At 40.4% G+C, this 26,141-nt stretch carries 28 protein-coding genes; 10 read left to right on the forward strand and 18 right to left on the reverse strand.

Annotated features, from left to right (window positions below):
- Positions 1-63 precede the first annotated feature (63 nt).
- The gene (locus QUF94_RS19685) at positions 64-558 is read left to right on the forward strand and encodes a sigma-70 family RNA polymerase sigma factor (protein WP_289317315.1); all 495 of its coding nucleotides are present in this window, start codon (positions 64-66) and stop codon (positions 556-558) included.
- Between the two features lie 47 nt (positions 559-605).
- On the opposite strand, the gene QUF94_RS19690 is transcribed toward QUF94_RS19685, so the two are convergent.
- On the reverse strand, positions 606-800 hold the full coding sequence (locus QUF94_RS19690; RefSeq protein ID WP_289317316.1) for a hypothetical protein: 195 nt from the start codon (positions 798-800) through the stop codon (positions 606-608).
- 455 nt (positions 801-1,255) lie between these two features.
- On the opposite strand from QUF94_RS19690, the gene QUF94_RS19695 reads away from it, so the two are divergent.
- Positions 1,256-1,432 (forward strand): YkvS family protein, encoded by a 177-nt coding sequence (locus QUF94_RS19695; RefSeq protein ID WP_064505160.1) that lies wholly within the window; start codon positions 1,256-1,258, stop codon positions 1,430-1,432.
- Positions 1,433-1,637: 205 nt separating this feature from the next.
- Complete coding sequence (locus QUF94_RS19700) at positions 1,638-2,264, forward strand: hypothetical protein (RefSeq protein WP_289317317.1); 627 nt, start codon at positions 1,638-1,640, stop codon at positions 2,262-2,264.
- Between the two features lie 44 nt (positions 2,265-2,308).
- On the opposite strand, the gene QUF94_RS19705 is transcribed toward QUF94_RS19700, so the two are convergent.
- From QUF94_RS19705 to QUF94_RS19715, 3 genes are all read right to left on the reverse strand, one after another.
- Complete coding sequence (locus QUF94_RS19705; protein WP_289317318.1) at positions 2,309-3,352, reverse strand: YkvI family membrane protein; 1,044 nt, start codon at positions 3,350-3,352, stop codon at positions 2,309-2,311.
- Positions 3,353-3,654: 302 nt separating this feature from the next.
- Positions 3,655-5,349 carry a M3 family oligoendopeptidase gene (locus QUF94_RS19710; RefSeq protein ID WP_289317319.1) on the reverse strand — a complete coding sequence of 565 codons (1,695 nt, stop codon included), beginning with the start codon at positions 5,347-5,349 and terminating at the stop codon, positions 3,655-3,657.
- Between the two features lie 224 nt (positions 5,350-5,573).
- On the reverse strand, positions 5,574-6,011 hold the full coding sequence (locus QUF94_RS19715; RefSeq protein WP_289317320.1) for a MarR family winged helix-turn-helix transcriptional regulator: 438 nt from the start codon (positions 6,009-6,011) through the stop codon (positions 5,574-5,576).
- Between the two features lie 216 nt (positions 6,012-6,227).
- Here QUF94_RS19715 and QUF94_RS19720 point away from each other — a divergent pair, with 216 nt between their 5' ends.
- The 4 genes from QUF94_RS19720 to QUF94_RS19735 all read left to right on the forward strand — a co-directional run bounded on the left by QUF94_RS19720 (position 6,228) and on the right by QUF94_RS19735 (position 9,891).
- The gene (locus QUF94_RS19720; RefSeq protein WP_289317321.1) at positions 6,228-6,707 is read left to right on the forward strand and encodes a cache domain-containing protein; all 480 of its coding nucleotides are present in this window, start codon (positions 6,228-6,230) and stop codon (positions 6,705-6,707) included.
- The gene (locus QUF94_RS19725) at positions 6,692-7,693 is read left to right on the forward strand and encodes an ATP-binding protein (RefSeq protein WP_289317322.1); all 1,002 of its coding nucleotides are present in this window, start codon (positions 6,692-6,694) and stop codon (positions 7,691-7,693) included. Before QUF94_RS19720 ends, QUF94_RS19725 begins: the two co-directional genes overlap by 16 nt.
- A gap of 107 nt (positions 7,694-7,800) precedes the next feature.
- A complete protein-coding gene (locus QUF94_RS19730) occupies positions 7,801-9,024 on the forward strand; it encodes an MFS transporter (protein ID WP_289318445.1) in 1,224 nt (407 codons plus the stop codon).
- 135 nt (positions 9,025-9,159) lie between these two features.
- A complete protein-coding gene (locus QUF94_RS19735) occupies positions 9,160-9,891 on the forward strand; it encodes a ZIP family metal transporter (protein WP_289317323.1) in 732 nt (243 codons plus the stop codon).
- Between the two features lie 332 nt (positions 9,892-10,223).
- Here the strand turns inward: QUF94_RS19735 and QUF94_RS19740 are convergent, their stop codons facing one another.
- Together QUF94_RS19740 and QUF94_RS19745 are read right to left on the reverse strand one after the other, a co-directional pair.
- A complete protein-coding gene (locus tag QUF94_RS19740) occupies positions 10,224-10,466 on the reverse strand; it encodes an aspartyl-phosphate phosphatase Spo0E family protein (protein WP_289317324.1) in 243 nt (80 codons plus the stop codon).
- A gap of 509 nt (positions 10,467-10,975) precedes the next feature.
- Positions 10,976-13,135, reverse strand: coding sequence for a PAS domain-containing sensor histidine kinase (locus QUF94_RS19745; protein ID WP_289317325.1), 2,160 nt, complete (start codon positions 13,133-13,135; stop codon positions 10,976-10,978).
- 278 nt (positions 13,136-13,413) lie between these two features.
- On the opposite strand from QUF94_RS19745, the gene QUF94_RS19750 reads away from it, so the two are divergent.
- Positions 13,414-14,439, forward strand: coding sequence for an acyltransferase family protein (locus QUF94_RS19750; RefSeq protein WP_289317326.1), 1,026 nt, complete (start codon positions 13,414-13,416; stop codon positions 14,437-14,439).
- Between the two features lie 203 nt (positions 14,440-14,642).
- Positions 14,643-16,403, forward strand: a complete 1,761-nt coding sequence (locus QUF94_RS19755; RefSeq protein ID WP_289317327.1) for a B12-binding domain-containing radical SAM protein — start codon at positions 14,643-14,645, stop codon at positions 16,401-16,403.
- Positions 16,404-16,448: 45 nt separating this feature from the next.
- On the opposite strand, the gene QUF94_RS19760 is transcribed toward QUF94_RS19755, so the two are convergent.
- Together QUF94_RS19760 and QUF94_RS19765 are read right to left on the reverse strand one after the other, a co-directional pair.
- A complete protein-coding gene (locus QUF94_RS19760; RefSeq protein ID WP_289317328.1) occupies positions 16,449-16,592 on the reverse strand; it encodes a hypothetical protein in 144 nt (47 codons plus the stop codon).
- Complete coding sequence (locus QUF94_RS19765; protein ID WP_185148035.1) at positions 16,592-16,750, reverse strand: hypothetical protein; 159 nt, start codon at positions 16,748-16,750, stop codon at positions 16,592-16,594. Before QUF94_RS19765 ends, QUF94_RS19760 begins: the two co-directional genes overlap by 1 nt.
- Positions 16,751-16,873: 123 nt before the next feature.
- Here QUF94_RS19765 and QUF94_RS19770 point away from each other — a divergent pair, with 123 nt between their 5' ends.
- Positions 16,874-17,209 (forward strand): DUF3905 domain-containing protein, encoded by a 336-nt coding sequence (locus QUF94_RS19770; protein WP_289317329.1) that lies wholly within the window; start codon positions 16,874-16,876, stop codon positions 17,207-17,209.
- A gap of 70 nt (positions 17,210-17,279) precedes the next feature.
- Here QUF94_RS19770 and QUF94_RS19775 read toward each other — a convergent pair whose 3' ends face one another.
- From QUF94_RS19775 to QUF94_RS19820, 10 genes are all read right to left on the reverse strand, one after another.
- Entirely contained in the window at positions 17,280-18,257 is a 978-nt protein-coding gene (locus QUF94_RS19775) for a quinone oxidoreductase family protein (RefSeq protein WP_289317330.1), read from the reverse strand.
- Positions 18,258-18,272: 15 nt separating this feature from the next.
- A complete protein-coding gene (locus QUF94_RS19780) occupies positions 18,273-19,052 on the reverse strand; it encodes an enoyl-CoA hydratase/isomerase family protein (RefSeq protein WP_289317331.1) in 780 nt (259 codons plus the stop codon).
- 17 nt (positions 19,053-19,069) lie between these two features.
- The gene (locus QUF94_RS19785; protein WP_289317332.1) at positions 19,070-19,849 is read right to left on the reverse strand and encodes an SDR family NAD(P)-dependent oxidoreductase; all 780 of its coding nucleotides are present in this window, start codon (positions 19,847-19,849) and stop codon (positions 19,070-19,072) included.
- Between the two features lie 29 nt (positions 19,850-19,878).
- Positions 19,879-20,637, reverse strand: coding sequence for a 2-phosphosulfolactate phosphatase (locus QUF94_RS19790; RefSeq protein WP_289317333.1), 759 nt, complete (start codon positions 20,635-20,637; stop codon positions 19,879-19,881).
- A gap of 4 nt (positions 20,638-20,641) precedes the next feature.
- Positions 20,642-21,703: a phosphotransferase family protein gene (locus tag QUF94_RS19795; RefSeq protein WP_289317334.1), complete on the reverse strand. Its 1,062-nt coding sequence runs from the start codon at positions 21,701-21,703 to the stop codon at positions 20,642-20,644.
- A gap of 30 nt (positions 21,704-21,733) precedes the next feature.
- Positions 21,734-22,135, reverse strand: a complete 402-nt coding sequence (locus QUF94_RS19800) for an acyl-CoA thioesterase (protein ID WP_289317335.1) — start codon at positions 22,133-22,135, stop codon at positions 21,734-21,736.
- Between the two features lie 15 nt (positions 22,136-22,150).
- Entirely contained in the window at positions 22,151-22,930 is a 780-nt protein-coding gene (locus QUF94_RS19805; RefSeq protein WP_289317336.1) for an enoyl-CoA hydratase/isomerase family protein, read from the reverse strand.
- The gene (locus QUF94_RS19810) at positions 22,927-23,814 is read right to left on the reverse strand and encodes a 3-hydroxyacyl-CoA dehydrogenase family protein (RefSeq protein ID WP_289317337.1); all 888 of its coding nucleotides are present in this window, start codon (positions 23,812-23,814) and stop codon (positions 22,927-22,929) included. The genes QUF94_RS19805 and QUF94_RS19810 overlap by 4 nt, the downstream gene beginning before the upstream one ends.
- A gap of 43 nt (positions 23,815-23,857) precedes the next feature.
- Positions 23,858-24,421 carry a TetR/AcrR family transcriptional regulator gene (locus tag QUF94_RS19815; RefSeq protein ID WP_289317338.1) on the reverse strand — a complete coding sequence of 188 codons (564 nt, stop codon included), beginning with the start codon at positions 24,419-24,421 and terminating at the stop codon, positions 23,858-23,860.
- Positions 24,422-24,493: 72 nt separating this feature from the next.
- Positions 24,494-26,104, reverse strand: a complete 1,611-nt coding sequence (locus QUF94_RS19820) for a long-chain-fatty-acid--CoA ligase (RefSeq protein WP_289318446.1) — start codon at positions 26,102-26,104, stop codon at positions 24,494-24,496.
- Positions 26,105-26,141: the final 37 nt, after the last annotated feature.

Raw genomic sequence — 26,141 nt, forward strand, 5'->3', positions numbered from 1 at the left:
ATTATTTATGGTAGAAGCACCCGGGAATACATGAAAGTGCACTTTCTAAAGGTAGCTTGCTCAATGGAAGATTTCTCAGCTCTAAAGACTGAATTTACCCCGATGATCCATCATATTATCCGCTCACTATCGATCTATAAGAATAAAGAAGAATATTTTCAAGTAGGTTTGATTGCTTTATGGGAATCAATCGGGAATTTCAATGAGGAATACGGACAATTCTCTAACTATGCCTATACTGTAATCAAAGGCAAAATCCTTAACGAATTAAAGCATCATCATAAATATGAAACCTGCACCGAACCATTTGATTCCTTCATACTAGAGATTAAAGATCCTTTTTCAATCCACGAAGAGGCCTTCCCCATCGAAAATATATTACCTTATACGGAAGGCTTGACAAAGAATCAGCAACGCTGGCTTTTACAGACGTACTTGGAAAATAAAACAGTGAGTGAAATTGCTGAGGTATATCAAGTTACTGCTGCAGCCGTCAAATCATGGAGAAAGGCCGCTTTAATTAAATTAAGGAAGCAAGTAGTTTCCCATTGTAAATAATGAAGATAGGGTGGCTCACTCATGAGCCACCCTAAAATATCAGTCCATTAACTTCTCGCCTCTTCTAAATAAGTATAAATTATTTCACCGTTATGGAGAGCATTCCCCCGAAAATGTTTAAAGTCTTCCCTTTTTATAAGAACCTCACGAAAAGCTAAAAATTCTTCTTTTGTTATCCTGAATTCATCCATTTCTCGATTTGCCAGTTTATCGAGTACATCTTTCGCTTCTTCAGCATTCATAATATTATCCTCCTAATTTTTAAATTTTCTATCCATAATCAGACAGGAGAAATTCCGTTTCCATTTTATCATAAGCATGCCACTTTATATAAATCAGAATTTTTTGAGGCTCACTTGCTACATATTTCTTTACGTATGCTTTAAAATAGTGCAAACTGTATAGTAAAATATCATAATGTAAAATGATTGGCATATTTTGTACATAGGATTACATACTGGTACGCATAACTGCGTTTTCAAGATATACCAAATTATGCCATTTCATTATTACTGCTCCTTTACAAGAATTGCTACTCCCTTTAAAAGTTTAGCTTACTGTACCGACAGAAGAGATATCCAATTCTCTTACTTGCACTCCCCACGTCAAAATCTAAACGGCAAGATGTTCGAATAATCCAATTACTCCATAGTTACTTTTTGATCATTGTAAAACGAAATGGGAAAGGATGATTACCATGAAGAAAGCGGAAGTCGGAAATATCATTGAATTTAGAGAAGGCTTAAAAGGAATCGTCGAGAAAGTGAACGAGAACTCAGTAATCGTGGACGTCACGTATATGGAAAATTATCGTGATTTGGAACTTGAGCAGAAAACCGTCGTCAACCATAAAAATTATAAAATCATAGGATAATTCAATGTAATCAAACGGGATGGTTTCTCAATGACCATTCCGTTTTCACTTTTTAGTAATCATTTCAATTTAAGTTCCTGCTTTTTTGTAACAATTTTCAATTGATAACGTCATTTTATTAAAGGGGAAATCACCAGCATGTCTGATTGCTGTGATATCTTTTATAGGAATATTGGAATTCTATCAGAAAGACGAGGGAAATGACATGACTAGTTGGACACGTTATATTGGCTGTGCCGCATTCGCCGCTTTTCTGCTGACTGGCTGCGGTACGACCGCAGACGAAAATGCAGACCAGCCACAGGAGAATTCTGTTAACGAGGAGAACGAAGGCAATTCTTCACATGGAGATAATGGCAATAAAGGAAACAACAACAATGTAAGACTGATGGAGCAAAACCTGCAATATATAAGTAACGGGAAAGCAATAGAAAAAACAGCGTTCTTAAAAAGAAGTGATAATCAACCGTTCAGCCTCTATGTTTTACAACAATTTAAATTAAGCGCCGAAGAACCAGGAAAAGACATCGTGTTCCTGACTGAAGATGACTCCATTTATATGAGAATCGAATTATTGACGGCTGATGTCAATTGGGATGAAGTGGAAAAAAATGTTCAAGCCCAGCTGAAAAGCCTTTCAGACACGATTGTGGATCCAGCTCTTGATGTCGAGAACGGCATGGGATTTGAAGTGAAAAGTGGGGATGATGTGATTACTTCAATATTGCTCAAGGATGAAAAAGCACCCGTCCGCTTAACTATGTTCACAAAAAAAGATAAGGATTACCGGGATGCTTTTCTACAGATGGCTAAGACGCTGATGAAAGGATGAACATCCATTCAGGTACGGAGGGCTAAGGTCATGCCCCCCGTTCTTCATTTCTCCTTCCCTCCCTTGCTTTTCCAGACAAGCATTAAAAAAAGCAGGCTTATGTATCCAAAAACCGGATAAATATATCCTAATAACCTTCCATATCCAAATTCACTTATGATTAAAGCTATTAAAAAAATCACCGCTATGATCAGCATGCTTGGCATTTTAATATAACTGCTTATTTGCCTCTGTAATCCATATATGTTTCCGATGACCGAAGTGAATATCTCCCCGTAAATCACCAATATGAACATCCAATATAACTGGCTGGCTGCCGTTCTCATAATAACCGCCGAAGGAATTTCATAATTATTCACATCAGGAAGTGTCATAAGTGAAAAATGCCCCGTTAATAAAATGATGGTCAGGAATATGCCCCCAAGGATTGCACCATGTTTAATGACCTTCTCATCTCGGACTTCATAGGCAACCGGAACCAGCACAGCCTGTGCCAAGGCCAGGTTAAAGGCTGTATAGGCAAATGGTGACAAAATCATTTTCAGGGTAATCACTTCATCTGGCACTTTTGTAAGGGTCTTGAAGAACTCTCCATTTCCCAAAGTCGAGAAAAAAAGGATCAAACTGAAACAGATCATGATTGGTACAACAAAAGAGTTTACAGTGAATACACCGCGCATTCCCATCATCAAGACCAAGGAAGCCAGGATGATCGTGGACCAGCTCCCTATACTTTTCGGAACCCCAAGTTGTTCTTCGAAAACCGCGCCTGAACCCGAAATCATGACAGCCGTCACCCCCAACAGCATAATAAGGAAAAAGATGTTGATGATTCCTGCAATTTTCTTTCCAAAAAGAAATTGATTGAACTCCTCATAAGATGAAGCCCTGATCCTTGCGGAAATGAGCATGATTTTAGTTCCAGTGAAAATGAAAATATAACCTGCTATTAAAATCCCAATAAAGCCATAGAAGCCATAACGGGTAAAAAACTCGACAATCTCTTTTCCAGTTGCAAAACCTGCACCGACGACTGTTCCTACATAAACCGCTGCAATCTGGAAAATCCCTGACCACCTTGACAGCATACTCTCCCCTCCTCCCTACATATATATGTAAGGAAGAGACATTTAAGACAAGCCGAGCAATATTCCTTTTGTCGGCTGTTTTCCCCTGGACTTTATGGCATTAAAGAGTTAGTTAACTTTCCTATCATTGTGTGGTCTGAATTTCCCTGTTCACCTATTTCGAATTTCTCTGTGAGGCTTTAGCAGAGCTTTTTGTACCAAACCTTCTGAACGTAGGAAAGATTAAAAAACGCTTAAGGAGTAATCCCCAAGCGTTTTATTAAAGCATCCAAATGATTACCGAATCATTAAAACATTATCTTTTATAATGCTTTATCATCGACAGTGGAAAGCCATTCGTCTATCACCTTAACGACCGACTGTACTGTCCCGTCAACAAATGGAGATTTCAGATTCGCAGATTCAACGAGATCAAGGAAGGACTTGCTGCCTCCAAGTTGACACAGATTCAAATAATCCTTCCAAGCCGTTTCATCTTTTTCAGCTGACCTTTTCCAGAATTGGAAAGCGCAAATTTGGGCCAATGTATAGTCGATATAATAAAAAGGCGACTGATAAATGTGGCTTTGCCGCTGCCAATACCCGCCGTTCTCCAAGTATTCATTCCCTTCATAATCACGATGCGGCAAATATTCCATCTCGATCTTACGCCAAGCCTGCTTTCTTTCAAGGGGGGAGGCTTCAGGATTTTCATAAACAAAATGCTGAAATTCATCAACAGCTACCCCATACGGGAGGAATGTGAGAGCACCACTTAAATGGGAAAACTTATACTTTTCCGTATCTTCCTTGAAAAATAGCTCCATCCATGGCCAAGTTAGGAATTCCATACTCATCGAATGGATTTCACAGGCTTCATATGTGGGCCAATAATACTCAGGAATGTCGAGATTACGGCTGCGATATACTTGGAACGCATGTCCTGCCTCATGCGTTAAAACATCTATATCCCCGGAAGTACCATTGAAATTGGAAAAGATGAATGGAGCTTTATAGTCTTCTATAAAAGTACAGTAGCCCCCGCTTTCTTTTCCTTTCTTCGCCACAAGATCCATCAGGTCATTAGCTATCATATAATTGAAAAACTCATTCGTTTCAGGCGAGAGCTCTTGGTACATCTTTTTCCCATTTTCGATGATCCACTCCGCAGGGCCTTTTGGAACGGCATTACCAGTCTTGAAATGAAAATTCTCATCATAATAGTTTAAATTCTCCAAACCAAGACGTTCGCGCTGACGTCCCTTCAGCCGGGTAACAAGCGGTACCACTTCCTTTTTAACCTGCTTGCGGAATGCAGCAGCCATATCAGCATCATAATCAGTCCTTGTCATTCGATAATACCCAAGCTCCACAAAGTTTCCATAGCCTAGCGCTATCGAGATCTCATGCCTCACCTTGACAAGTTCATCGAATATACGATCCAAATCCACCTGCTTTTCTTCAAAGAAACCGTAATATGCCCGACTTGCATTTTTCCTTAACTCACGGTCCGCCGACTCCATAAAAGGCTGAAGCTGGGCAAGTGTCAGCTCTTTTCCATCAAAGTGAATTTTTGCAGAGGCAATTAATTGCGAATATTCACTCGATAATTTATTTTCTTTTTGCAGTTGCGGTATGATTTCGGGTGAAAAGGTTTTAAGTTGGGCTTCTGCCAAGTCAAATAGTTGATTTCCCCATTTAACCTCAAGCTCCTGACGATAATTCGAGCGAACGAGTTCATAGTAAAATTTTGATGTTAATTCTTCCATTTCAGGGGAGAAGTCATCTAAATAATCATTCTCCGCTTTATAAAATTCATCATTGGTATCAATGGAATGTCGAATATATACCAAATTAAACATCGTACCTACATGATTTCGAATTTCATTTATTTCTTCCATGGCTTTTATTTGCTCATCAGCATTTCCAGCATCCGTAAACTTTTCCAAAGCGTTCATGAATCGGGTTTTAATCTCATCCATTTCAGGACGTTTATATTCATACTCAGTAAATTTCATATGTACACTCCTTTTCATGATATAACGACATTTTTTAATCCAAATTAATGTTATCCACCAATCGAAATCACTTTCAAGACACATTCTCATTAATAGCGGTTATCGTAATATAATTTAATTCGCCACAACGGTATTAAAAACCTTCATGTCCTTGAAACAAATTAGGTTTTATTAGCCATAAAAAAACCAGCACCTGCAGTAAACTCCGGGTGCTGGTTCTTAAGCTAATTTTGAGCGGAATACCCAATCTTTTTAAGCAATTCTATCACGGTTTCCTTTTCATCTTGCGTAAGTACACTCATGATATCATCGATTCTTTTTTCATGCTCGGGAAATACCCCTTCAATGAAGGCTTTTCCTTTTTCCGTAATTTTTGCAAAGGTTACACGGCGATCCTCTTTACATGCTATTCTCTGTAGATAATCCTTCTGTTCAAGTTTATCCACGACATAGGTAATGCTGCCGCTCGCTAGCAGGATTTTTCCTCCTATTTGCTGAAGAGGCTGATCGCCTTTATGATAAAGTAATTCCAGTACTGCAAACTCAGTTGGATTCAAACCCTCTTCGGCTATATGTTTATTTACCACATCATTGATAGATCTATGTGCTCTAGACATCACTATAAACAGTTTCAAAGACTGTTGGATGTTATTATTCTCCATAACTTCACAACCTTAAAGTTTTTAATTAAAATATCTTGAATTAAAAGTTATTATATGACATTATGACTTTTTTGTCAATCTGCCCTGTTTAGTATGCACTATTGTTTAATCACTCATTTTGATATACTTGAAATAAAAGCTAAAGTAGTGACAAACATGAAAACAAGGCATAAATTCACCGCATATCTACTTATTGTTATTTTACCATTAATTATTTTGTCAATCATTTATTGGACACATTTAGAACGTTCCATTCAAAAAGAAAGACAGGAACAAGCTGAATGGGCGGGAACCGTTTATCAAGAATACATAGATCAAGTTATAAGTGAAACGAAGGAAATCCTTGAGATGCTTAGCCTTAGCAGTTCGGTTCTTTATATGGATGATAAAAAAACCGAACTTCTTATGAAATGGATCAAAGATACAGATTCCAGGTATGCCGGAGTATATTGGCTAAATCAGGATGGCGTTTCCATCTCAGGGACGAATAAATATTTCCATCATTACTCTTTAATTGAACAGGATGATATTGAGCTTGCAGTAAAAACTCAAAAAGCTGTTGTTATAGGAACAAAGGATCCATATAAACCTGATTTCGATTATATTCCATTTTTGCTCCCATCCTGGATCATGATAAAAAGGCGCAAGGGTTTTTATTGGCACATATTAGGCTCGATGATATGGAAAAAACATTAAAAAAACTCAGCCCTGGTCATGCCTTTATCTTGGAAACAAGCGATAAAACCCGAATTCTAGATATAAATACCGAAGAATTCACTGGACATTCAACATGGGTGGATGCTCCTTTAACCGAAGTGGATTGGACTCTTTCGGTCAAGATGCCCGACAGGATTAATACAAATAACATGAATTTCTTTTTAATACTTGTCTTTTTCACCTTCCTTTTTACTCACATGATCTATAGCGTCATGGAGGAACTGATCGTTCGCAGGAATACCAAAAACCAAAAGTTATTAAACGATAGGCAAAAAATAGATTTTGTCGGCACATTGGCTGCCAGTACGGCACATGAAATAAAAAATCCACTTACCGGCATAAAGGGGCTGGTACAATTACTGGTTGAAAAACATCCAGAAGAACAAGATCAGTTTTATTACTCTGTCATCATGAAGGAAATTGAACGGATCAATAGTATAGTGAGCGAATTTTTGATTTTAGGGAAACCCATGGCCCAGACTTTATCCTTATATGATATTCGCAGTATCATTGCTGAATTGAGACCAATAATAGAATCAGAAGCACGTCACTTCAATATAGAAGTGGAATGGAACATCGTAAAGGAACCGATCATGGTTCATTGTACAAAGGACCAACTCAAACAAGTCATTCTCAACATTGCCAAAAACGGTTTCGAGGCAATGGAAGTTGGGGAAAAGTTAAGGATTCGGATTCATCATGAAAATGAATGGGCTAAAATCATAATTATCGACAACGGTCATGGACTGAATGAAAAAGATATCGGTAAAGTCTTCGATCCCTTTTATACATCGAAAAAGGAAGGAACCGGATTAGGGCTATTCGTGTGTAAACGAATAATTGAATCTTTTAACGGAACCATCGAGTTTTCAAGTAAACCTCTAAACGGTACAACCGTTACAATCAGCTTACCTTTAATAAAAGACCAACCATTGAAGGGTTTAATTTTTAAAAATGAAGACTAGAGAACGATTCCGATTATTTTATAAGGGTGTCATGCATACGGGACATGCTTAATGAATCTATTTATGGAATAGATAAAATTCTTAATCAGGAAGAAGGAAATATACATATGGGAAGTATCGCTGCCATTAAAACAAACCCGCAAAAACAAGATATGACTCTGAAAATCATGATCATCATAGGCATCTGCCATTTAATGAATGATTCACTTCAGGCCGTAGTTCCGGCCATGTTCCCAATCCTGGAGAAATCAATGTCGCTAACGTATACACAGCTGGGGATGATTGCATTCTGCCTGAATATCGTCTCATCCCTTCTGCAGCCGGCAGTTGGGTTCTATACAGATAAAAAGCCCCTTCCCTATGCATTGCCCATTGGATTGACCAGTACTTTAATAGGCGTCATCATACTTGCAATTGCCCCAAACTATACTGTTATCCTTGGTGCAGTCATCTTGATGGGCTTTGGGTCAGCCATTTTCCATCCGGAAGGTTCTAGGGTTGCCTACATGGCAGGCGGCCCTAAGAGAGGCCTGGCGCAATCAATTTATCAGGTTGGCGGGAATAGCGGGCAAGCCCTTGCCCCACTCATCACAGCCATCGTACTTGTTCCTTTCGGTCAAAAAGGCGCACTCTGGTTTGCCTTGGTTGCCTTAACGGCCGTTATCCTATTGCTGTATATTGCCAAGTGGTATTCTCAAAAATTAGTTCACTTCCAGCCTATAAAGCTTGCTGCAAAAGTAATCAATAAAGAACGGTCCCATAAAGTGGCCAAAGCCTTGGTATTAATTTTATTCATTATTTTTGCCCGTTCCTGGTATGTATCTTGCATGACGAACTTTTATAGTTTTTATTTGATCGAGCAGCATTCATTCACGATAAAATCCGCTCAGATTTTCCTATTTGCCTTTTTAGCCGCTGGAGCTGTAGGTACGTTTTTCGGTGGCCCGCTTGCGGATAGATTCGGTCGTAAAAATGTAATTTTCTTTTCTTTCGCTGCAAGCATGCCAATAACCGGACTTTTACCATTCGTACCTCCTACAGCCGCTTTTATCTTATTATTGATGGCGGGATTCATTATAATGAGCAGTTTTTCTGTCACTGTAATATACGCACAGGAATTGGTCCCGGGAAAAGTCGGAACAATGGCCGGCTTGACTGTAGGCTTAGCCTTTGGAATGGGTGCCATTGGATCCGTTTCATTGGGTGCCATCGCAGATATAATCGGAATCGAATCCATGATTAAGATAGTGGGATTCCTGCCATTGCTTGGGATCATCAGCATATTGCTGCCGACTGATCTAACATTGAAAAAATGGTATGCACAAGAATGATTCGCAGAAGACATGCATGACTTCAAAATGGTTTTTTCCTGGAACCTATTTTTTATCATCTAAATACAATAAATTATTGTTTCGCCCAAAGGTTTACAAATAAGTAATGATAAGTACCATACAAAGGAGAAATATATGAGTGGAGTTTTATTAGGCAGCATCCTATCTGCTATGTCTACAGGGTTCGGTGCGTTACCAATCTTGTTCATTCAAGGTTCAATCACACATCGTTTCAGAGACACGCTGCTGGCATTTACCGCTGGTATCATGATGGCTGCTTCGTTATTGAGCTTGATTCCGGAGTCTTTAGCCACCGGAGGGTATACTCAGCTTGTCATTGGGGTTTTTCTCGGGGTAATGACATTAACGATCATGGAAAAAAACATTCCGCATATCGATCTCAGCCATACGAAAAGTGGTATTCAGTTCGATGAAAAGGCTTTGCTGATCATCACTGCCATTACGCTCCATAATATCCCTGAGGGTCTTTCTGTAGGTGTCAGTTACGCCTCGGATACAGCTGATACAGGTAACTTGATCGCTTTTGCCATCGGCCTGCAAAATGCCCCGGAAGGGTTACTTGTCGCCTTGTTTTTAATTAATCAAAAAATCGGTAAATTCACAGCGTTCCTGATAGCAACCTTGACCGGTACCATCGAAATAATTACGGGCTTATTGGGTTATTATTTAACCTCTTACATTGGGTTCCTGGTTCCATACGGCTTAGCTTTCGCTGCGGGAGCCATGCTTTTCATCGTTTATAAGGAATTGATTCCTGAAAGCCATGGGGATGGTAATGAACGCACCTCAACCTATTCATTCATTGTCGGTCTTTTGTTCATGGTAATATTATTGGAAATTTTGTAATCCAGACCTGACCATGGCTGGCTCCATTAAGTGAGTCAGCCCTTACTTTTTATTAATCAGTGTAATACATTCAGTTAAATTCCTGCTTCTAAACAAATCCGCTTGACATTGACGTTCCCCATGCATGAAGGACACCTTCTGGTGACCTCCCCTCGATGTATACCTCAAAGCAATAGTTATTCAAAAGATAATGATCGTCTTTTGTATATGATCTTTCTTGAATTGTTTTCATGAAATGTTTGTAAAGTTCATTTCCTACCTGTTCAATAACCCAAAAGGTGCTTATCTCCCCTACCGCTAATTTAAGAAGTGATGCATGCATTCAGATCCATTTAAAATGTAAAATCATCATTAAAGGGCTTCTGTACAATAACAACCATTTCTTCCCGCTTATTTCTCACTTCCACTGAAGAATGATGTTGAAGGATCAAATACTCATTTATAAGTTTATCAAGTTGCTCGCTTTGGCGAAGGGTATACTCATGACCTATTCCATACATTTTTGCCAACTCCATCATTTCCCAACGCTTCATTCGAATCTCAGAACAAATTTCCGTTGCACACTTAGAATTCATAACTACATTCACTACTCCTGCCCTTTTAAAGTTACATCATAAAAAGAAGTATTACAAAATATGCCTTATATGTAAATAGATTCGCAAAAAAAGACAAAACTTCTTAAATTGCGATAAAGCCTGACCCACCAGCAGACAGGATATGACGGAAATTCCGAACCATAATCCTCTTAATGATTTGATATGAAAAAGCCAGCTCCGAACATTCGATTCGAAAGGTCTTCAATTTTATTTCCATTGTTAGTTTCCGCTCAAAACACTTTAGTAGTTTACCACATTAGCAAACAAGGACAAATTTATCAATGGATAAAAAGATGGAATATCCCTTTAATTAGCGCAATATTTTTTCGATAGTACAACGTCAATTGTGATTCCAAGATGAAAATGATATAAAATGGAAGCAAAAAAAAGGAATCCATTGAATAAGGATCCCCCCATTTACTAAAAGAATTTTGCATGCTTTCTGATTGCTGAGCGAGAGTCTAGAATATTCCCTCCACTTATCTTCATTACTCGAATGGCAAATAAATATGAAAGCTCGTCCCTTTATCCACTTCGCTTTCCACTTCTATATAGCCATTGTGCTCTTCAATGATTTTATAGCTGACCATAAGCCCCAGTCCGGTTCCCTTGTCCTTCGTCGTATAAAAAGGTTCACCTAATTTTTTCAGCATTTCCGTTGAGATCCCCATGCCTTGATCGGTAATTGAAATACAAACATATTTCTCTGAAAATCGGATTGTTTTAATATGAACAGATCCGCCATCCGGCATGACTTCCAATGCATTTTTGATGATGTTGATGAACACTTGCTTTAACTGGTTCGCTTCACATAAAACCTTAAACTCATCTTCTTCGAAGTCTGTCTCGAATTGAATATTTTCCAGCAGGGCCTGAGCGGCCAGTAATTCCAGTGTCTCCCTCAAAATGGTATGAACATCCTGTTTGAAAATTTTAAGTGCCTGTGGCTTTGCCAGTACCAAAAATTCCGTGATAATTGTTTCGATTCGCTTAATTTCAGATGTAATCACATGAAAATATGTGGAAAATTCCCCCTTGACGCCATCCTCAAGCAACTGGATAAACCCTTTTAATGCAGTCATTGGATTCCTGATTTCGTGAGCAATCCCTGCCGCCAGTTCGCCAACGACATTCAAAGTATCCGATTTTCGGATCTGTTCCTGCATTTCGAGATTTTTACTCACATCACGGAAAATACTCAGATTCAGGTTCGAATATAAATTTTTCCTGGTTAAAAATTCAATATGCTTAACTCTTCCATCTTCGAATGTTATTGGAATGATGGATGAGTAGACCTCATGCTTGTAAACATTTTCAATATGCCCGTTTAAGGCAGGAGCATTTTCAGGGATTTTCTCGATGAATTCCTTAACAGATAAAGATAGCAGTTTGCGCTTCGATATTTCCAATATCTTCTGACCCGCTTCATTAATATCGGTGAACCCTTCATTGTTCCATAATATCAAGCCGTCTAATGTTCCCTCAAAAATCTTCCTGAATTTCTTCTCACTATCCCTTAATTCCTTCTCAATAAGCCAGCGCTCACTGACATTTCGAAAGATTGTTACGTTATACCCATCACCTTCATGTTTTTTGGCAGTCAATTCAAGTAATTTTATTTGGTGATTCGGCATTTTATAAATAAGTTCCCCCCTCACTTGGGTGTCCCTTTCAAACGTTTCCATCATCTGCCCAAAATGATGGTTGTTGCTGTACACGTATTTCCAGATATAGCTGCCTATCAATTCCTTTCTGCTGGATTCAAAAATTTTACATGCTGATTGATTGACACGAAAAATGATTCCGTCATCATTCCAGAATATGATCGCATCCATGGACTGGTCGAATAATTCCGCAAAAATCCGTTCGCTCGTCTCTAACTTCTTTTCTATTAAATTTGATTCTGTAATTCTTCGAAGTACCGACATGTATAATTCATTTCCTACTGTTGAACTTATGGAAAAAGTAAAATGATGGAGTTCATCCCCGATCATTATCTCTACCTCACCTTTGAAGTTCGACTCAACAAAGGCCCTTTGTATGCTCTCGTCCCAATATGCCTTATAATCTGGTGAAATGAGGTCCCTCATATTCATTCCAACAATCTCTTTTTTCGGGATGCCCATGATATGAATAAAGGCATGGTTCACTTCCATGATTATTCCTGAACTGTCGAATAGTATGATGCTTTCTATGGCCGTATCAAAAATGTCCAAAAACATCTGCCTTGACATTATTGTTTCCCGGGACGAAGAAACCTCCAATGTCACATCCGCCAAACGATAAAATTGCTGTCCTTCGGAAGGAGCCCCCATACTCATAAACTCTATTTGTTTAAGGGCTCCGGTATGAAGCTGGATCATCTGCCTTTCACTGTCAATCGGTTTTTTGGGGGAACCGGACTCATCCTGATTATTTATAGGGATGACCTCGAGAAAATCAGTTATCTTCATGGACGCCAGCTGATCTTTAGATGTTTCCAGCAGGGCACATGCCGCATCATTGACATATGTGAGCCTTAGTTCCTCATCAACCCTAATAAAAGGCTCTGACATTGAATTGAAAATGTTCAAAAACCCTTCGATCTGCTTATTCAATTTTAAAATTTCCTGTTTATATTCCGTTTCATTCTCGTAGTCGATATTCATATTGACACCCCTTATCAAAACCCATCCTTACCAATCTTTTTATTCGACACCCATCTTGATTTTCCTCGGTAATTTCGAAAATCGATGCAATCATCTAAATCCAAAATTATCCTATATGTCAAATTATAGTATGTTGAATCATTTAAAACTTCGCGTTAAGCTTAATTTAAGGCTATTATACTAAATTTAATAAATATTGATTTAATACTACGTAATTAGGGTATAAGGAATAACAATGCTTTCTAGCTACCTTAAAAATTCATTAAATGGAGGCAACTATGAAACAACGTGATTTTTTCTTCGATAACGCCAAGTTCATTCTAATGGCTTTTGTCGTCTTTGGACATTTGCTGAATACGTATATACATGACAGTGAAACGATTTACGCTATATATAAAACCATTTATTCCTTTCACATGCCTGCCTTTATCCTTGTTTCAGGGTTCTTTGCAAAAGGCTTTTATCAAAAAGGATATTTAGCAAAAATTACAAAAAAACTGATTTTACCTTACCTCATTTTCCAATTGATATATACCGTTTACTATTATTTCTTATATGAACGCTCTGCAATCACTGTAGATTTGCTTGATCCCCAATGGTCGCTTTGGTTCTTGATCAGTTTGTTCTGTTGGAACATAATGCTACTTGGTTTTTCAAAGCTAAAGCCATCAATAGGCATAGGTTTATCCATTTTAATCGCATTATTGATTGGGTATATTGACCATATCTCCAATTACCTTAGTCTCTCGAGGACATTCGTTTTTTTCCCGATGTTTTTAATCGGGTACCATTTAAGCAAGGACCATTTAAAAAAGCTATTCACACCCAAGGTTCGTTTTGCTTCACTTAGTGTCATGATAGTGATTTTTATCGGGTTTTATTTAAATACAGATATCAATTATAAATGGCTGCTCGGTTCGAAACCATATGCCGAGCTTGAAGACGCGACAATCATATCCATGTTTAAACGCCTCGGATTTTATGGATTGAGCATAATTTCAGTGTTCAGCTTCCTTTCATTCATCCCGCGCGGACAATATTTCTTTACGAATTGGGGTAAACAAACCCTATATGTGTATCTGTTGCACGGATTCTTCATCCGTTTCTTCAGGGAAAGCACCATACAAGACTACTTCAGCAACAAAGAGAGCTTTATCATGCTCGCCGGCCTCTCTTTCTTGATCACCGTGTTATTGTCAAGCGAAATGATCGCTACAATGGCCCAGCCGATCATCGAGTTGAAGGCGACCAAACCAAAACGTTTCATGTCTAAAACAAAAGAGTATATAAAACAAGCATTTTGAAAGAAAACGGATAAAGCATTTTCTGCTTTATCCGTTTTTTAAAAACAATTCCATTTCATTTCTCAAGCTGAAAAGATTTCCCTTCTTACCAATAACTCATTTTTCAAATGCAGCACGCTATGGTAAAATTACTAGTTGGTGCTTGTTGGCTTAAAAAGACATGTACACGAAAGGAGCCAGGCGTTTCTTTTACGCCCTTTAACATGAATATAATTATCAGTACTCTTAACGCAAAATATATCCATACATCGCTATCCATTCGCTATTTAAAGGCTTATGCCCAGCCAGATTATGATGTACAGCTGGCAGAATATACGATCAAAGATCCAATCATGAACATCGTTGGTGACCTTTATTCCAAAAAACCTGATGTCATAGGATTCAGCTGTTATATTTGGAACATCGAGGAAACAATGAAAGTTGTAGCCATGCTGAAGAAGATCAATCCAGAATTGGTTATCATTCTCGGCGGACCTGAAGTCACATATGATGTTGGTGAATGGCTTGATCAGATCCCCGGGGCTGATTTTATCGTAATTGGAGAAGGTGAAGTCACCTTTAAGGCTCTATTATCTGAAATTGAAGGTGCGAACGACTATAAAAAGGTCGGCGGCATTGCGTATCGACAGGACGGAAAAAAAATCATCCAGCCTCAGAACGGCAAGGTTGATTTGAAATCGCTGCCTACACCATACCGTTTGGAGGAAGACCGTAGTAATCTATCTAAACGTGTCACCTATATCGAAACTAGCCGAGGGTGCCCATTCAGCTGCCAATTTTGTCTCTCATCGATTGAAGTGGGTGTCAGGTATTTTGATCGTGAAAAGATTAAAGAAGATATCAGATACCTTATGGCTAATGGTGCAAAGACCATTAAGTTCGTTGACCGAACCTTCAATATCAGCCGAAGCTATGCCATGGAAATGTTTCAATTCCTAATTGATGAACATCTGCCCAGTGTGGTATTCCAGTTTGAAATCACTGCGGACATCATGCGTCCGGAAGTTATCCAGTTCTTGAACGATAATGCGCCTGCAGGATTGTTCCGCTTTGAAATCGGGGTACAATCAACGAATGACCATACGAATGATCTGGTTATGAGAAGGCAAAATTTCGAAAAACTGACGCGGACCGTCACAATGGTTAAAGAAGGGCAGAAAATTGATCAGCATTTAGACCTGATTGCCGGTTTGCCTGAAGAAGATTACCATTCCTTTAGAAAGACCTTCAATGATGTCTTCGAGCTCAGACCCGAAGAGATGCAGCTTGGCTTCTTAAAGATGCTCCGTGGTACAGGCTTAAGGATACGTGCCGATGAACACCAATATATATATAGTGATCATGCTCCCTACGAAATCCTAGGAAATAATGTATTATCCTTCGATGATATTGTCCGCATTAAACAAGTTGAAGATGTCCTTGAAAAATATTGGAACGATCATAGAATGGATCATACCACGGAATATCTGGTCAAAACGGTATTTCAATCACCATTCGACTTCTTTCAAGATTTCGGTACCTATTGGGATCAACAAGGCTGGTCACGAATCGGACATCAGCTTGAAGACTTATTCAGACGTTTACAGCAGTTTTTGGCTTCCCGCGAATCTGCTGAACTGAAAAACATAATCGGACTCATGAAATTGGATTATTTCTTGAATCAAAAATACAAACCACGTAAACCTTGGTGGGAAGCTTCACTTGATAAACATGGCCGGAAAGAGATTTATGAAGATATCCTGAATAAGCCGGATCAGCTTGGATCCACTTTCACCGCTTTGGCACTTAATGAAAAAGAAATACACAAACACACCTTGCTCGAGGCACTTCCCTTTGATTTGGAAACGTATTTATCGGAGGGGACAATCATCGAGAAACCATCGATCATGCTTGCCTATTTTGATCCGAGTGGTAAGGGCTCAACCGTCTTCCCACTCTCAAAATCCGGAAGCATCATTTTTTAAAGATAAGGACGGACCCCAGTAATGGGCCCGTCCTTTTTTATTTTTTTATTTATTATCACGTTTTTTATTTTCTTTTGCCAATATTTCATAAATTTTGGTCGCGTTCATATCGCCACTGAATTCGATTCCAAATTCAGTCCGTACATGTTCCCCTATCTTTTCCTGTGAGTTCCGTTTTTCATTATCCATTAACTTCTTCCTTTTCTGCCTTGCTTCGAATTGCGGTTAGCACCTTTCATTGGGTTTTCCTCTAATGCGAACTCATTGGAAAACTCATTTTCAGCTTGGTTCCTTTTTGGCGTTTTGCTTGCTTTGACAGCACCATCGACATTGGCTTTCCTTTTCATTTTCATCCACCCCTTTTAATATAGTTTACATTTTTAGAATGGGGTAAAACAGCCGAAAATTATTCAGGGATAATATAGGGACAGACGAGAAAAATAACCGTAAAACGAAAAGGGAGATACTATATGAAGAAGAAATTGGATTCACCAATTGTCGACGATACACAACCCCACCAAATTAATGCACCAAGCTTTAAAGGAACCGGCATAAAACCACAAGCTCCATTCGTCAATGATTACGGAGTCGTCATCGGAGACAGTAAATATGCATCTGAAAACTCACCACTCGAAAATTGGAGCGAAGATACCGACCCGGAAATCATGGCTGGAGACGAATGGATACACCCCACCAATGATATAGGCTGGAATTCAACCGAAAACCGTGAACTGTTAGAGGCTAAAAGAGCGCCGCAACCTCTCTTTATGCATCCTGATAAAGATGTTAGCGTTGAAACGGATTGAGTGGTTCTTAAGGAAGTGAAATCCCCTTATTAGCCAAGGGGTGTATCGCTTAGGTATACACCCCTTACTATTATTTAACCTGCAAAATCAACTTGCCTTTCGTTTGACGTGCGTTCATTTCTTCATGGACCTCTGCAGCCTTTTCAATCGGATATATGCCGCCGATAGTTAGCTTAAGCTCCCCTGACGCCACGTAAGAAAAAAGGTCTTCAATGCTAGGCAACAGCAAATCTGGGTGTTTCATGATCTGTGGCAGGAAAAAACCTACGACGGATTGATTGCGCCTCATTAATTGCTGTGGGTTCATCGTATAAGGCTCTCGGCTGGCATTACCAAAAACGACAAGACGGCCAAATGGTGCCAAACATTTCAATGTTTTCTTGAAAATATCCCCTCCAGCCATTTCCAGCGCCACATCGACTCCTTTTCCTCCCGTGGCTTCACGGACTTTCAGTTCCCATCCTTCTTTGGTATAATCGATAAGTTCATCTGCCCCCATCTCTTTAGCTAGCTCCAACTTTTCCAATGTGCTGGCAGTTGCAATAACTTTTCCAGCCCCGAAGATTTTGGCCAACTGGACTGCAATCGTACCCACTCCCCCTGCAGCAGCATGGACCAATACCGTATCCCCCTGTTGCATGCGCCCCATTGTCTTTAGAATATGATAGGCGCTCAGGCCTTGAAGGGGTAAGGCAACAGCTTCATGGAACTGAATGGCATCAGGAAGCGGAATGGCGGAGAATTCACCAGATAGGGCATATTCTGAATACCCACCCGATTCAATTAAACTCACGACCCTTGTACCAGGTTTGATTTTAGTCACCTTTCCACCAACTTCCACCACTACACCCGCCACTTCCGCACCTGGAATGAACGGAAGCGGCGTAGGTACTACATATTGTCCTTCCCTCCTGGCTGTATCCGCATAATTGACGCCGACACAATCGATTTCAATCAGAACTTCATGCCCAGTTGGCACGGGCCTTTCCATTTCAGTCATTTTCAGTACTTCCGGTCCGCCGTATTTTTCAAATTGAATAGCTCTCATCATTGTCCCCCCTTATTAATTCCCCGTAAATCCCGGTTTTCTTTTCTCTTTGAATGCTGCCACCCCCTCTAGATGATCTTCTGTGGAAGCCATCAAGGTTTGCGTGATTCGCTCCTGTTCGAGTATTTCATCCAATGTAGCTGTAAATGAATGGCTAACGAGTTTTTTCATCATTCCATATGCTTTTGTTGGACCATTTGAAAGCTTTTCCGCTAGTTTCAATGTTTCTTCTTCAAGTTGATTGAGTGGATATAAATAATTAATTACACCTAACTGGTATAAGCGTTCCGCAGAAATCGGCTCTGCTGAAAAGAAGAGCTGCTTTGCAAGGTGGGGGCCTACTAACTTTGGTAAAAAATACGAACCCCCTCCATCTGAAATCAGGCCTACCTGTGAAAAACTCATGGCAAATTGACTATCATCGGAAGCCACTATCAAATCACAAGCGAGTGCCAAATTGAAACCGGCCCCTGCCGCAAATCCATGAACGGCAGCGATAACTGGAACCTCAGAAGCATCGAGTGCCAAAATGCATTCGTTCATTCTGCCAACATGATCATACAATTGACCTGCAGATGCCTTCCCCATCGACTTAACGTCTCCTCCTGCAGTGAATGACCGACCCGCCCCTTTGATGATGACAGCCCTTATATGTGGCGTTTGTTTAACATCCTTAATCGTTTTCGTTAAATTTGCAATCATATCAGGACTAAATGCATTCAGGCTTTCAGGACGATTCAAAGTCAGGATCAATACATTATCGATAACTTCTGTCAACAAGTGTTCTTTTAACATTTTCCCATCCCCTTTTTCTATTTGATCAACCAGCCGCCATCCACCAATATATCTGTCCCTGTCATATAGGAAGCCTCCGGAGAAGCAGCAAAGGTAATGACATTACTGATTTCCTCCGCTTTCCCCACTCTTTCCAGTGCCGTGTTCCTCTGAATGGACTTTACGAATTTTTCATTTTGCAATCCATCCTCCGTTAATGGCGTTTCAATAAACCCCGGAGATACGGAATTGACCCGAATGCCGACTGCAGCGAGTTCCAGTGCCAATGATTTCGTTAAACTGATGACCCCTGCCTTAGCAGAGCTGTAATGCGGGATGAATGCCCCTGCCTGATGTCCTGACAGTGAAGCGACATTCACGATTGCCCTGTTGATGGAACCTTCATTTCCACTGTTCGCTCCTTCTTCCATCACTTTCCCTAAGTACTTGGAAACTAGATAGACACTTTTCAAATTGACATGTTGAATCATATCCCAATCAGCTGCAGATGTATCCAAAAGCTTCGAGGACTTTGATCCACCTGCGTTATTGATTAGGATGTGAAGGTCACGATATTGTTCCTTTACATACATGGACAACTCTTTTACATCTTCCTCGACGGTTACATCCGCAGGGAAAATATCGGCCATGGGAATCGTGTGCCTGGCATTGATTTCAGCTGCCGCTTCCTCCAGCTTTCCTTTCGTCCGCCCTACCAACAACACTTTTGCCCCTTCGTCCGATAAGCGCATCGCTGTAGCTTTCCCAATACCAGAACCTGCACCTGTCACCACCGCTATTGACTGTGAAAACCTCATTCCCTTCACCTCATTTCTGGATTTTGATACTACGTTTCCTGCCTTTTCAATTCCGCCTCGATTCTTCCATCCACCAACTCCGGAACAAGATCTATCGAACCTTTTTGGGCCGCCAATTCCAAATCGGCGATCAAGCTGTGTTTGTCAAACAGCTGTCCGACATATGATGATTGCAAGATATCAAGGGCATTTTCGCTATTCGTGCGATAAAGCGCAATTGCAGCCTTTGCTGCATCGTTGAGCATGAATGTACCTTGTGATCCAGCAATCAGGCAATCTATCAAATGGCCTGCACCGTAAAAGTCTTCCAGACTGAATTCACCTGAGTTTCCCGAACAAACGATGACGATCGTTTCTGTTTTATGATGTTTTTTTATTTTTTCCGCAACAGACGGATTATTCAGCAATGAAGCGATGTAAACCTTTTTGGCAGCGGCAGAATTTCCCAACGCTACCGTTCCGTTAGTCGTAGACAGTATTAGTGTTTTTCCGTGTACCAACTTACTCAATAGCGTCGGACTTGGGTACATCAAATCTTCAACCGGCTTTGCTTTAAGTTCACCTGCCACTAGAATATCCCCATGGCCCAATTCCTGGCTTTTCACTAAGGCATCAATTGGATCCATGACAGGAATCACCTGGCGTGCTCCATCATGAAGTGCTGAAATAATCGTTGTGGTCGCTAATAACACATCCAGGATGACTGCAACTTTTTCCCCTTCTTGAAGCTTTTCCCCATCTATCTCTTCTTTTTTTAATAACAAATGAATGTTTTGTACATACTCCATATTCTTAAACTTCCTTCGCAGCTACATTTGCTGCATGGCTGATTAAGCTTTTAACCGTTTTTCCGAGATTGGAAAAACGGGGGTCATTAGTCTGGCCTTTTTTATATCGGTAATAGATTTGCTGAAGGATGACAGCTAACTTAAAGTAACCAAAGGTTAAATAAAAATCGACGTTGGAAACATCCCTGCCGCTTCTTGCTGCATACGTCTCGATAAATTCCCTTCTTGTCAGGAAACCAGTTAAAGTCGTGACGGACGCTTGACCAACACCGATTTTGATAGGTTCCGGGTCACCGCTTTCCGTCCAATAGCTTAAAGCAACTCCTAGATCGGCTAACGGATCACCAACGGTGGACATTTCCCAATCAAATAAACCGACCATCTCTGTAAGGTCATGGTTAAACATGGCATTATTGATCTTATAGTCATAATGGATAATTGAAGTCTGGCTATGTTTCGGGATATTCTGTTGCAAATATTCGATAAGCGGCCGAACTTCTTTTATTTCATCTGTCTTTGCTCTCTCATAGCGGGAAATCCAACCGTTTACTTGTCTTTCAATGAATCCCTCCGGTTTGGAGATTTCCACTAATCCCGTTTTCTCATGAGGGATCGAGTGTAGGTCAGCAAGCCGATCGACCATGACATAAGAAAGCTGTCGGCACTTTTCAGGAGTAGGCTCGATTCCTTTGGGAAACTCATTGTCTATTACAATTCCATGTTTCCTTTCCATTAGGAAAAAAGGGGCCCCAGCAATAGACTCATCATCCGAGAATAGAATTGGCTCGGGAGCGGCTTGAAAATATGGGTTGATTGAGGCCAGAATATGATGTTCACGCTTCATATCATGTGCCTTTGGAGCGACAGGACCAAGCGGCGGCCTTCTGAGGACTGCCTCCCACTCCCCCATTTTCAGCTGATAAGTCAAATTGGAATAACCTGTGGAAAATTGTTGCAATTCTAACGGTTCATTTGGAAGGTCCAATACATTTTTTCTTAGAAAGCCTTCTAATGAATGAACATTCAGTTCCTCTCCGGGCCGAACAGGAATCGTATCGTCAACCATGTTCTTCCACTCCTTTAGACTTTTATCATTCTAATTATGAACAAGATGTGAGATGAGCTTTTCTTTAATCATTTCAGGAATTGGTTCACTATTTTGATTCAAAAAATTGAAACAGACTAAAACTGCACTCCCCTTGGCAATGACTTCACCAGTTTGTGAACAGAGAATATCATGGACCATTTCACAGCTTTTCGTCCCCACCTTCGTCAAGGATGAACGAATGGTCAAGAGTTGATTGAAATATCCCTGAGCAATAAAGTCGCATTTTGTGGAGGCTAACAAAAAATTCCACGATTCGACTTTCATCGCTAGTCCCAAGGCTTCAAAAAATTTCATGCGGGTTTCTTCGAGGTAAATGAAATAGCTTGTGTTATTGATGTGGCCCAAAGCATCCGTTTCGGAAAAACGGACGTTGACTTCAAATTCATGCATAATACCCCTCCTTGTTTAACGATGTACAAAAGCAGGTTTACGCTTATCCAGAAAAGCGGAAACCCCTTCTTTAACATCTTCAGTTTGGAAGATTTCTTCAAAAAGATTCGTTTCTAGCTCTAGTCCTTGTTCAAGCGTTGCCTCACTTCCTTCATTAATCGCCTTCTTGATTCTTGAAAGTGCTTGTAGAGAGTGCCTCGTCATTCTTGAAGCCAAGATTTTCGCTTCCGATAAACCGCAGCCTTGCTCGACGACTTTATTGACAAGCCCGATTTTTTCCGCTTCTTTGGCATCGAGCGGATCACCGGTGAATATAATCTCCTTTGCTTTTGCGTTCCCTACAAGTCTGGACAAACGCTGTGTACCGCCAGCTCCAGGAAATAAGCCTAATTTCACTTCCGGCAGCCCAATTTGCACCTGTGTTTCAGCGACACGCATATCACAGGACAGAGCCAATTCGCATCCGCCGCCTAAAGTCAGGCCATTTAATACAGCAATCGTAGGTTTAGGGAACTTGTCTATTTTAGTTAAGACGGCGTGACTTTCCCTTACCAATTCTTTCATATTCGGGTTTCCCATCATGTTAGGGAATTCTTTTATATCAGCACCAGCCGCAAATGCGATATTGCCTGCACCCGTTAAGAGCACTGCTACAGTTTCAGAATCCCTTGAAAGTTCAGTGAATATTTCTCCCAATTCTTTGAATACCTGTTTGCTGATCACGTTTAATGGAGGATTATCAATGGTTATGATCGCAAGATTATTTTCTTTTTCCACTCTAATTAACTGTGTCATCGATTCTTCACTCCTTGATTTGGATAATCATACCAACCTTTTCCTGTTTTCCTTCCTAAATGTCCTTTGTTCACCTTTTCTTCTATACAAGCATTTGGCTTGTCTTCTGGATTTCCAGTTTCATTGTATCGTTGCTGCATGACAAAATATCCTACATCAATACCTGATAAATCCATCAGTTCAAATGGACCGATGGGATGGCCTAACGCTTTCCGGCAAATTAAATCGATATCCTTATAATCCACAATTCCTTCTTCATACAAATATAGGGCCTCACGCTGCAACGCTCCCAAAATTCGATTGGCTACAAATCCCGATATTTCTTTCCTCAACAAAACTCCTGTCCTATTCATTTTCTCTGTGACTTCCATCGCAAGCTTAGCGGTTTCTTCAGAAGTTTCATTACTCATTACAACTTCAACACAATCCATTATTAGAGGCGGGAAAAAGAAATGCATATTAATGAACTTATCCGGACGATTCGTCACACCTGACAGCAGGCTATTGACAATCGTTGAACTATTCGTTGCAAAAATGGTCTCTGTTGGTGCCAATTGCTCCAGTTTAGCGAAAACTTCCTGCTTCACATCAAGTTTTTCAACAACCGCTTCAATGATCAAATCAGCTCCACTGGCCGCTTTCTCCAAATCGGTAGTATATTGAAGACGGCTAAATGCCGCCAATTTTCGATCTTCAGACAATTTTCCTTTTTGGACCCATTTAGTCAAAATGACGTCCAATTTTTCTTTGGCTGCATTCAACGCTTTTTCCTGAACATCCTGAAGAATCGTTTCGTAACCTCCAAGTGCAGCAAGCATCGCAATTTGATGCCCCATCTGCCCAGCCCCGATTACGGTTATTGATTGAATTTGCTTGTTGGTCATGCCATCCATCTCCCCTCTACTAACTGGTTAGTATGTAACCTAGTCACGCTTCAATTCCATGCAGAATCATCCCCATAAAAATGGCTGCCACTTCCTGTTCGTTTTTTTCACCTTCTGGGTCAAACCAATGATAGCTCCAATTGGTCACACCCAAAATAGCAAAAGAGATGATGGATGCATCGAGATTGGAACGTAGTTCTCCGCTCTCGATGCCTTCTATCAGCACTTGCTCGATTTTATTACGGAAATCATCCCTCTTAGGAAGGACTTGTGCAAGTTTTTCGTCACTTAAATTTTTCATTTCACGGAAAAAGACCGTGGCGCTGGATTTTTTGGTTTTAATGCTTTTTAAGAGCATATATACCATATCGAAAAGCTTATCCTTACAGCTTTTCCCAGGATCCGAAATGATTATTTCCTGCTCACTAAGCAACTCGTCTATATAAGCTAGATGAATATCCATAAGCAACTGCTCTTTGCTCGTAAAGTAATAATAAAACGTTCCCTTCGTCACCCCGACCGATTCGACGATATCAGAAATCGACGTTTCACTAAAGCCCTTCTTTTCAAATAAGCGTATGCTATGTTCTGTCATTTTTTCTTTCATGTATGCATCCTCGCAATCTGTTAAAATTTCAGCTGAATTGATATCATACGCTTTCGTACTATCAAAGCCTTCTTATCTCCTGGAAAGTTCTTCCCTTAAAGCTCGCCTTAAAATCTTTCCGACATTTGTTTTCGGTAACTCTTCACGAAATTCAACGAAATTCGGAACTTTATAGGCCGATAGGTTTGCACGGCAGTAATCAATGATTTCCCGTTCACTTGCCTTTTTATTATTTTTAAGTACAAGCACCGCTTTAACCGACTCCCCTCGGTAAGCATCCGGAACCCCGATGACAACCGCTTCCTGGACAGCAGGATGTTCATAGAGAACTTCCTCCACATCACGCGGATATATATTAAACCCACTTGCGATGATCAAATCTTTTTTCCTGTCGACAATATAGAGGTACCCTTCTTCATCAACCTTGGCGATATCCCCCGTATAAAGCCAACCATCCCTAAGAGTGACCGCCGTTTCCTCAGGCATATTCCAGTAACCTTTCATCACTTGAGGTCCTTTGACGACCAATTCCCCCATTTCGCCAGTGGGCACTTCTTTTGTCCCGTCTCCTAGGTCCATCACTTTATATTCAGTCGAAGGTATACCAATCCCGACGCTCCCAGGCTTCCTTTCAGCAAATACCGGGTTACAATGCGTTGTTGGCGAAGCTTCCGTAAGACCGTAGCCTTCCAATATCTTCGCACCTGATTTTCGTTCGAACTCACGTAGCAGTTCCACAGGCATCGGTGCACTTCCGCTGTTACAGACCTGAATTGATCCCATTCCATAATCTTCTGCCTTTGGATGATTCGTCAACGCTACATACATGGTCGGTACACCAGGAAAAGTGGTTGGCTGTTCGCGCTTTATCGTTTCAAGCACTTCTTCTATTTCAAACCTTGGCAGCATGATTGAGTCACCAGCAATATAAACGGATAGGTTCATTGCGGACGTCATTCCAAAAACATGGAAAAGCGGGATGACTGACAACGTTCTTTCAGCTCCCAATTTTAATTCATGCTTGAAGAATTCATATGATTGAACGACGTTAGCCAGAATATTTCTGTGAGTCAGCATAGCTCCTTTTGAACGGCCAGTCGTTCCTCCTGTATACTGAAGAACGGCAATATCATTTTCCGGATCGAATGATACTGGATTGATTTTTCCGTCCCCTGACTTCATGAATTGGTCAAATGAAACATCAGGCTGGAAATCTGCATCTGATGGCTGCAGGCTTACGGCGATAATATTTTTCACATTTGCATGCTGCTGGACACTTTTCACTTTCGGATATAATCCATCCAAAACCACGATCGTTTCGGCACCGGAGTCCTGTAAGATATGCTGCAACTCCCTTTCAACCAGCATTGGATTGATTTGGGTGATAATTGCTCCTGTCGTCAAAGATCCATAGTATGCAATGACGTATTGGGGACAGTTAGGTAGCATGATGGCGACACGATCACCTTTTTGGACGCCTTTTTTTTGCAGGGCTGAAGCAAAGGCTTGCGCTGCATGAAAAAGTTCCTGATAAGATATCTTTCGTCCATAAAAAGTAATAGCTGTATTGGTTGGATAGGCCTGACATGCATTTTGAAGGATTCTTTGCATCGGAAACTCAGGAACTTTTATTTCCTTTGAAATTGAATCGGGATAAACGGACAGCCATTTTTTTTCATTCATCATTACATACCCTCCATCCATATTTACTTACTTTTCT

Source organism: Peribacillus sp. NJ4, from assembly GCF_030348345.1.
In the GTDB taxonomy this organism is placed as follows: domain Bacteria; phylum Bacillota; class Bacilli; order Bacillales; family DSM-1321; genus Peribacillus.

Excerpts from the sequence above, each read along its gene's own strand:
- QUF94_RS19685 (WP_289317315.1), top strand. The coding sequence starts at position 64 with ATGGAAGATTTCTCAGCTCTAAAGACTGAATTTACCCCGATGATCCAT.
- QUF94_RS19690 (WP_289317316.1), bottom strand. The coding sequence starts at position 800 with ATGAATGCTGAAGAAGCGAAAGATGTACTCGATAAACTGGCAAATCGA.
- QUF94_RS19695 (WP_064505160.1), top strand. The coding sequence starts at position 1,256 with ATGAAGAAAGCGGAAGTCGGAAATATCATTGAATTTAGAGAAGGCTTA.
- QUF94_RS19700 (WP_289317317.1), top strand. The coding sequence starts at position 1,638 with ATGACTAGTTGGACACGTTATATTGGCTGTGCCGCATTCGCCGCTTTT.
- QUF94_RS19705 (WP_289317318.1), bottom strand. The coding sequence starts at position 3,352 with ATGCTGTCAAGGTGGTCAGGGATTTTCCAGATTGCAGCGGTTTATGTA.
- QUF94_RS19710 (WP_289317319.1), bottom strand. The coding sequence starts at position 5,349 with ATGAAATTTACTGAGTATGAATATAAACGTCCTGAAATGGATGAGATT.
- QUF94_RS19715 (WP_289317320.1), bottom strand. The coding sequence starts at position 6,011 with ATGGAGAATAATAACATCCAACAGTCTTTGAAACTGTTTATAGTGATG.
- QUF94_RS19725 (WP_289317322.1), top strand. The coding sequence starts at position 6,692 with ATGGAAAAAACATTAAAAAAACTCAGCCCTGGTCATGCCTTTATCTTG.
- QUF94_RS19730 (WP_289318445.1), top strand. The coding sequence starts at position 7,801 with ATGGGAAGTATCGCTGCCATTAAAACAAACCCGCAAAAACAAGATATG.
- QUF94_RS19735 (WP_289317323.1), top strand. The coding sequence starts at position 9,160 with ATGAGTGGAGTTTTATTAGGCAGCATCCTATCTGCTATGTCTACAGGG.
- QUF94_RS19740 (WP_289317324.1), bottom strand. The coding sequence starts at position 10,466 with ATGAATTCTAAGTGTGCAACGGAAATTTGTTCTGAGATTCGAATGAAG.
- QUF94_RS19745 (WP_289317325.1), bottom strand. The coding sequence starts at position 13,135 with ATGAATATCGACTACGAGAATGAAACGGAATATAAACAGGAAATTTTA.
- QUF94_RS19750 (WP_289317326.1), top strand. The coding sequence starts at position 13,414 with ATGAAACAACGTGATTTTTTCTTCGATAACGCCAAGTTCATTCTAATG.
- QUF94_RS19755 (WP_289317327.1), top strand. The coding sequence starts at position 14,643 with ATGAATATAATTATCAGTACTCTTAACGCAAAATATATCCATACATCG.
- QUF94_RS19760 (WP_289317328.1), bottom strand. The coding sequence starts at position 16,592 with ATGGATAATGAAAAACGGAACTCACAGGAAAAGATAGGGGAACATGTA.
- QUF94_RS19765 (WP_185148035.1), bottom strand. The coding sequence starts at position 16,750 with ATGAAAAGGAAAGCCAATGTCGATGGTGCTGTCAAAGCAAGCAAAACG.
- QUF94_RS19770 (WP_289317329.1), top strand. The coding sequence starts at position 16,874 with ATGAAGAAGAAATTGGATTCACCAATTGTCGACGATACACAACCCCAC.
- QUF94_RS19775 (WP_289317330.1), bottom strand. The coding sequence starts at position 18,257 with ATGAGAGCTATTCAATTTGAAAAATACGGCGGACCGGAAGTACTGAAA.
- QUF94_RS19780 (WP_289317331.1), bottom strand. The coding sequence starts at position 19,052 with ATGTTAAAAGAACACTTGTTGACAGAAGTTATCGATAATGTATTGATC.
- QUF94_RS19785 (WP_289317332.1), bottom strand. The coding sequence starts at position 19,849 with ATGAGGTTTTCACAGTCAATAGCGGTGGTGACAGGTGCAGGTTCTGGT.
- QUF94_RS19790 (WP_289317333.1), bottom strand. The coding sequence starts at position 20,637 with ATGGAGTATGTACAAAACATTCATTTGTTATTAAAAAAAGAAGAGATA.
- QUF94_RS19795 (WP_289317334.1), bottom strand. The coding sequence starts at position 21,703 with ATGGTTGACGATACGATTCCTGTTCGGCCCGGAGAGGAACTGAATGTT.
- QUF94_RS19800 (WP_289317335.1), bottom strand. The coding sequence starts at position 22,135 with ATGCATGAATTTGAAGTCAACGTCCGTTTTTCCGAAACGGATGCTTTG.
- QUF94_RS19805 (WP_289317336.1), bottom strand. The coding sequence starts at position 22,930 with ATGACACAGTTAATTAGAGTGGAAAAAGAAAATAATCTTGCGATCATA.
- QUF94_RS19810 (WP_289317337.1), bottom strand. The coding sequence starts at position 23,814 with ATGACCAACAAGCAAATTCAATCAATAACCGTAATCGGGGCTGGGCAG.
- QUF94_RS19815 (WP_289317338.1), bottom strand. The coding sequence starts at position 24,421 with ATGAAAGAAAAAATGACAGAACATAGCATACGCTTATTTGAAAAGAAG.
- QUF94_RS19820 (WP_289318446.1), bottom strand. The coding sequence starts at position 26,104 with ATGAATGAAAAAAAATGGCTGTCCGTTTATCCCGATTCAATTTCAAAG.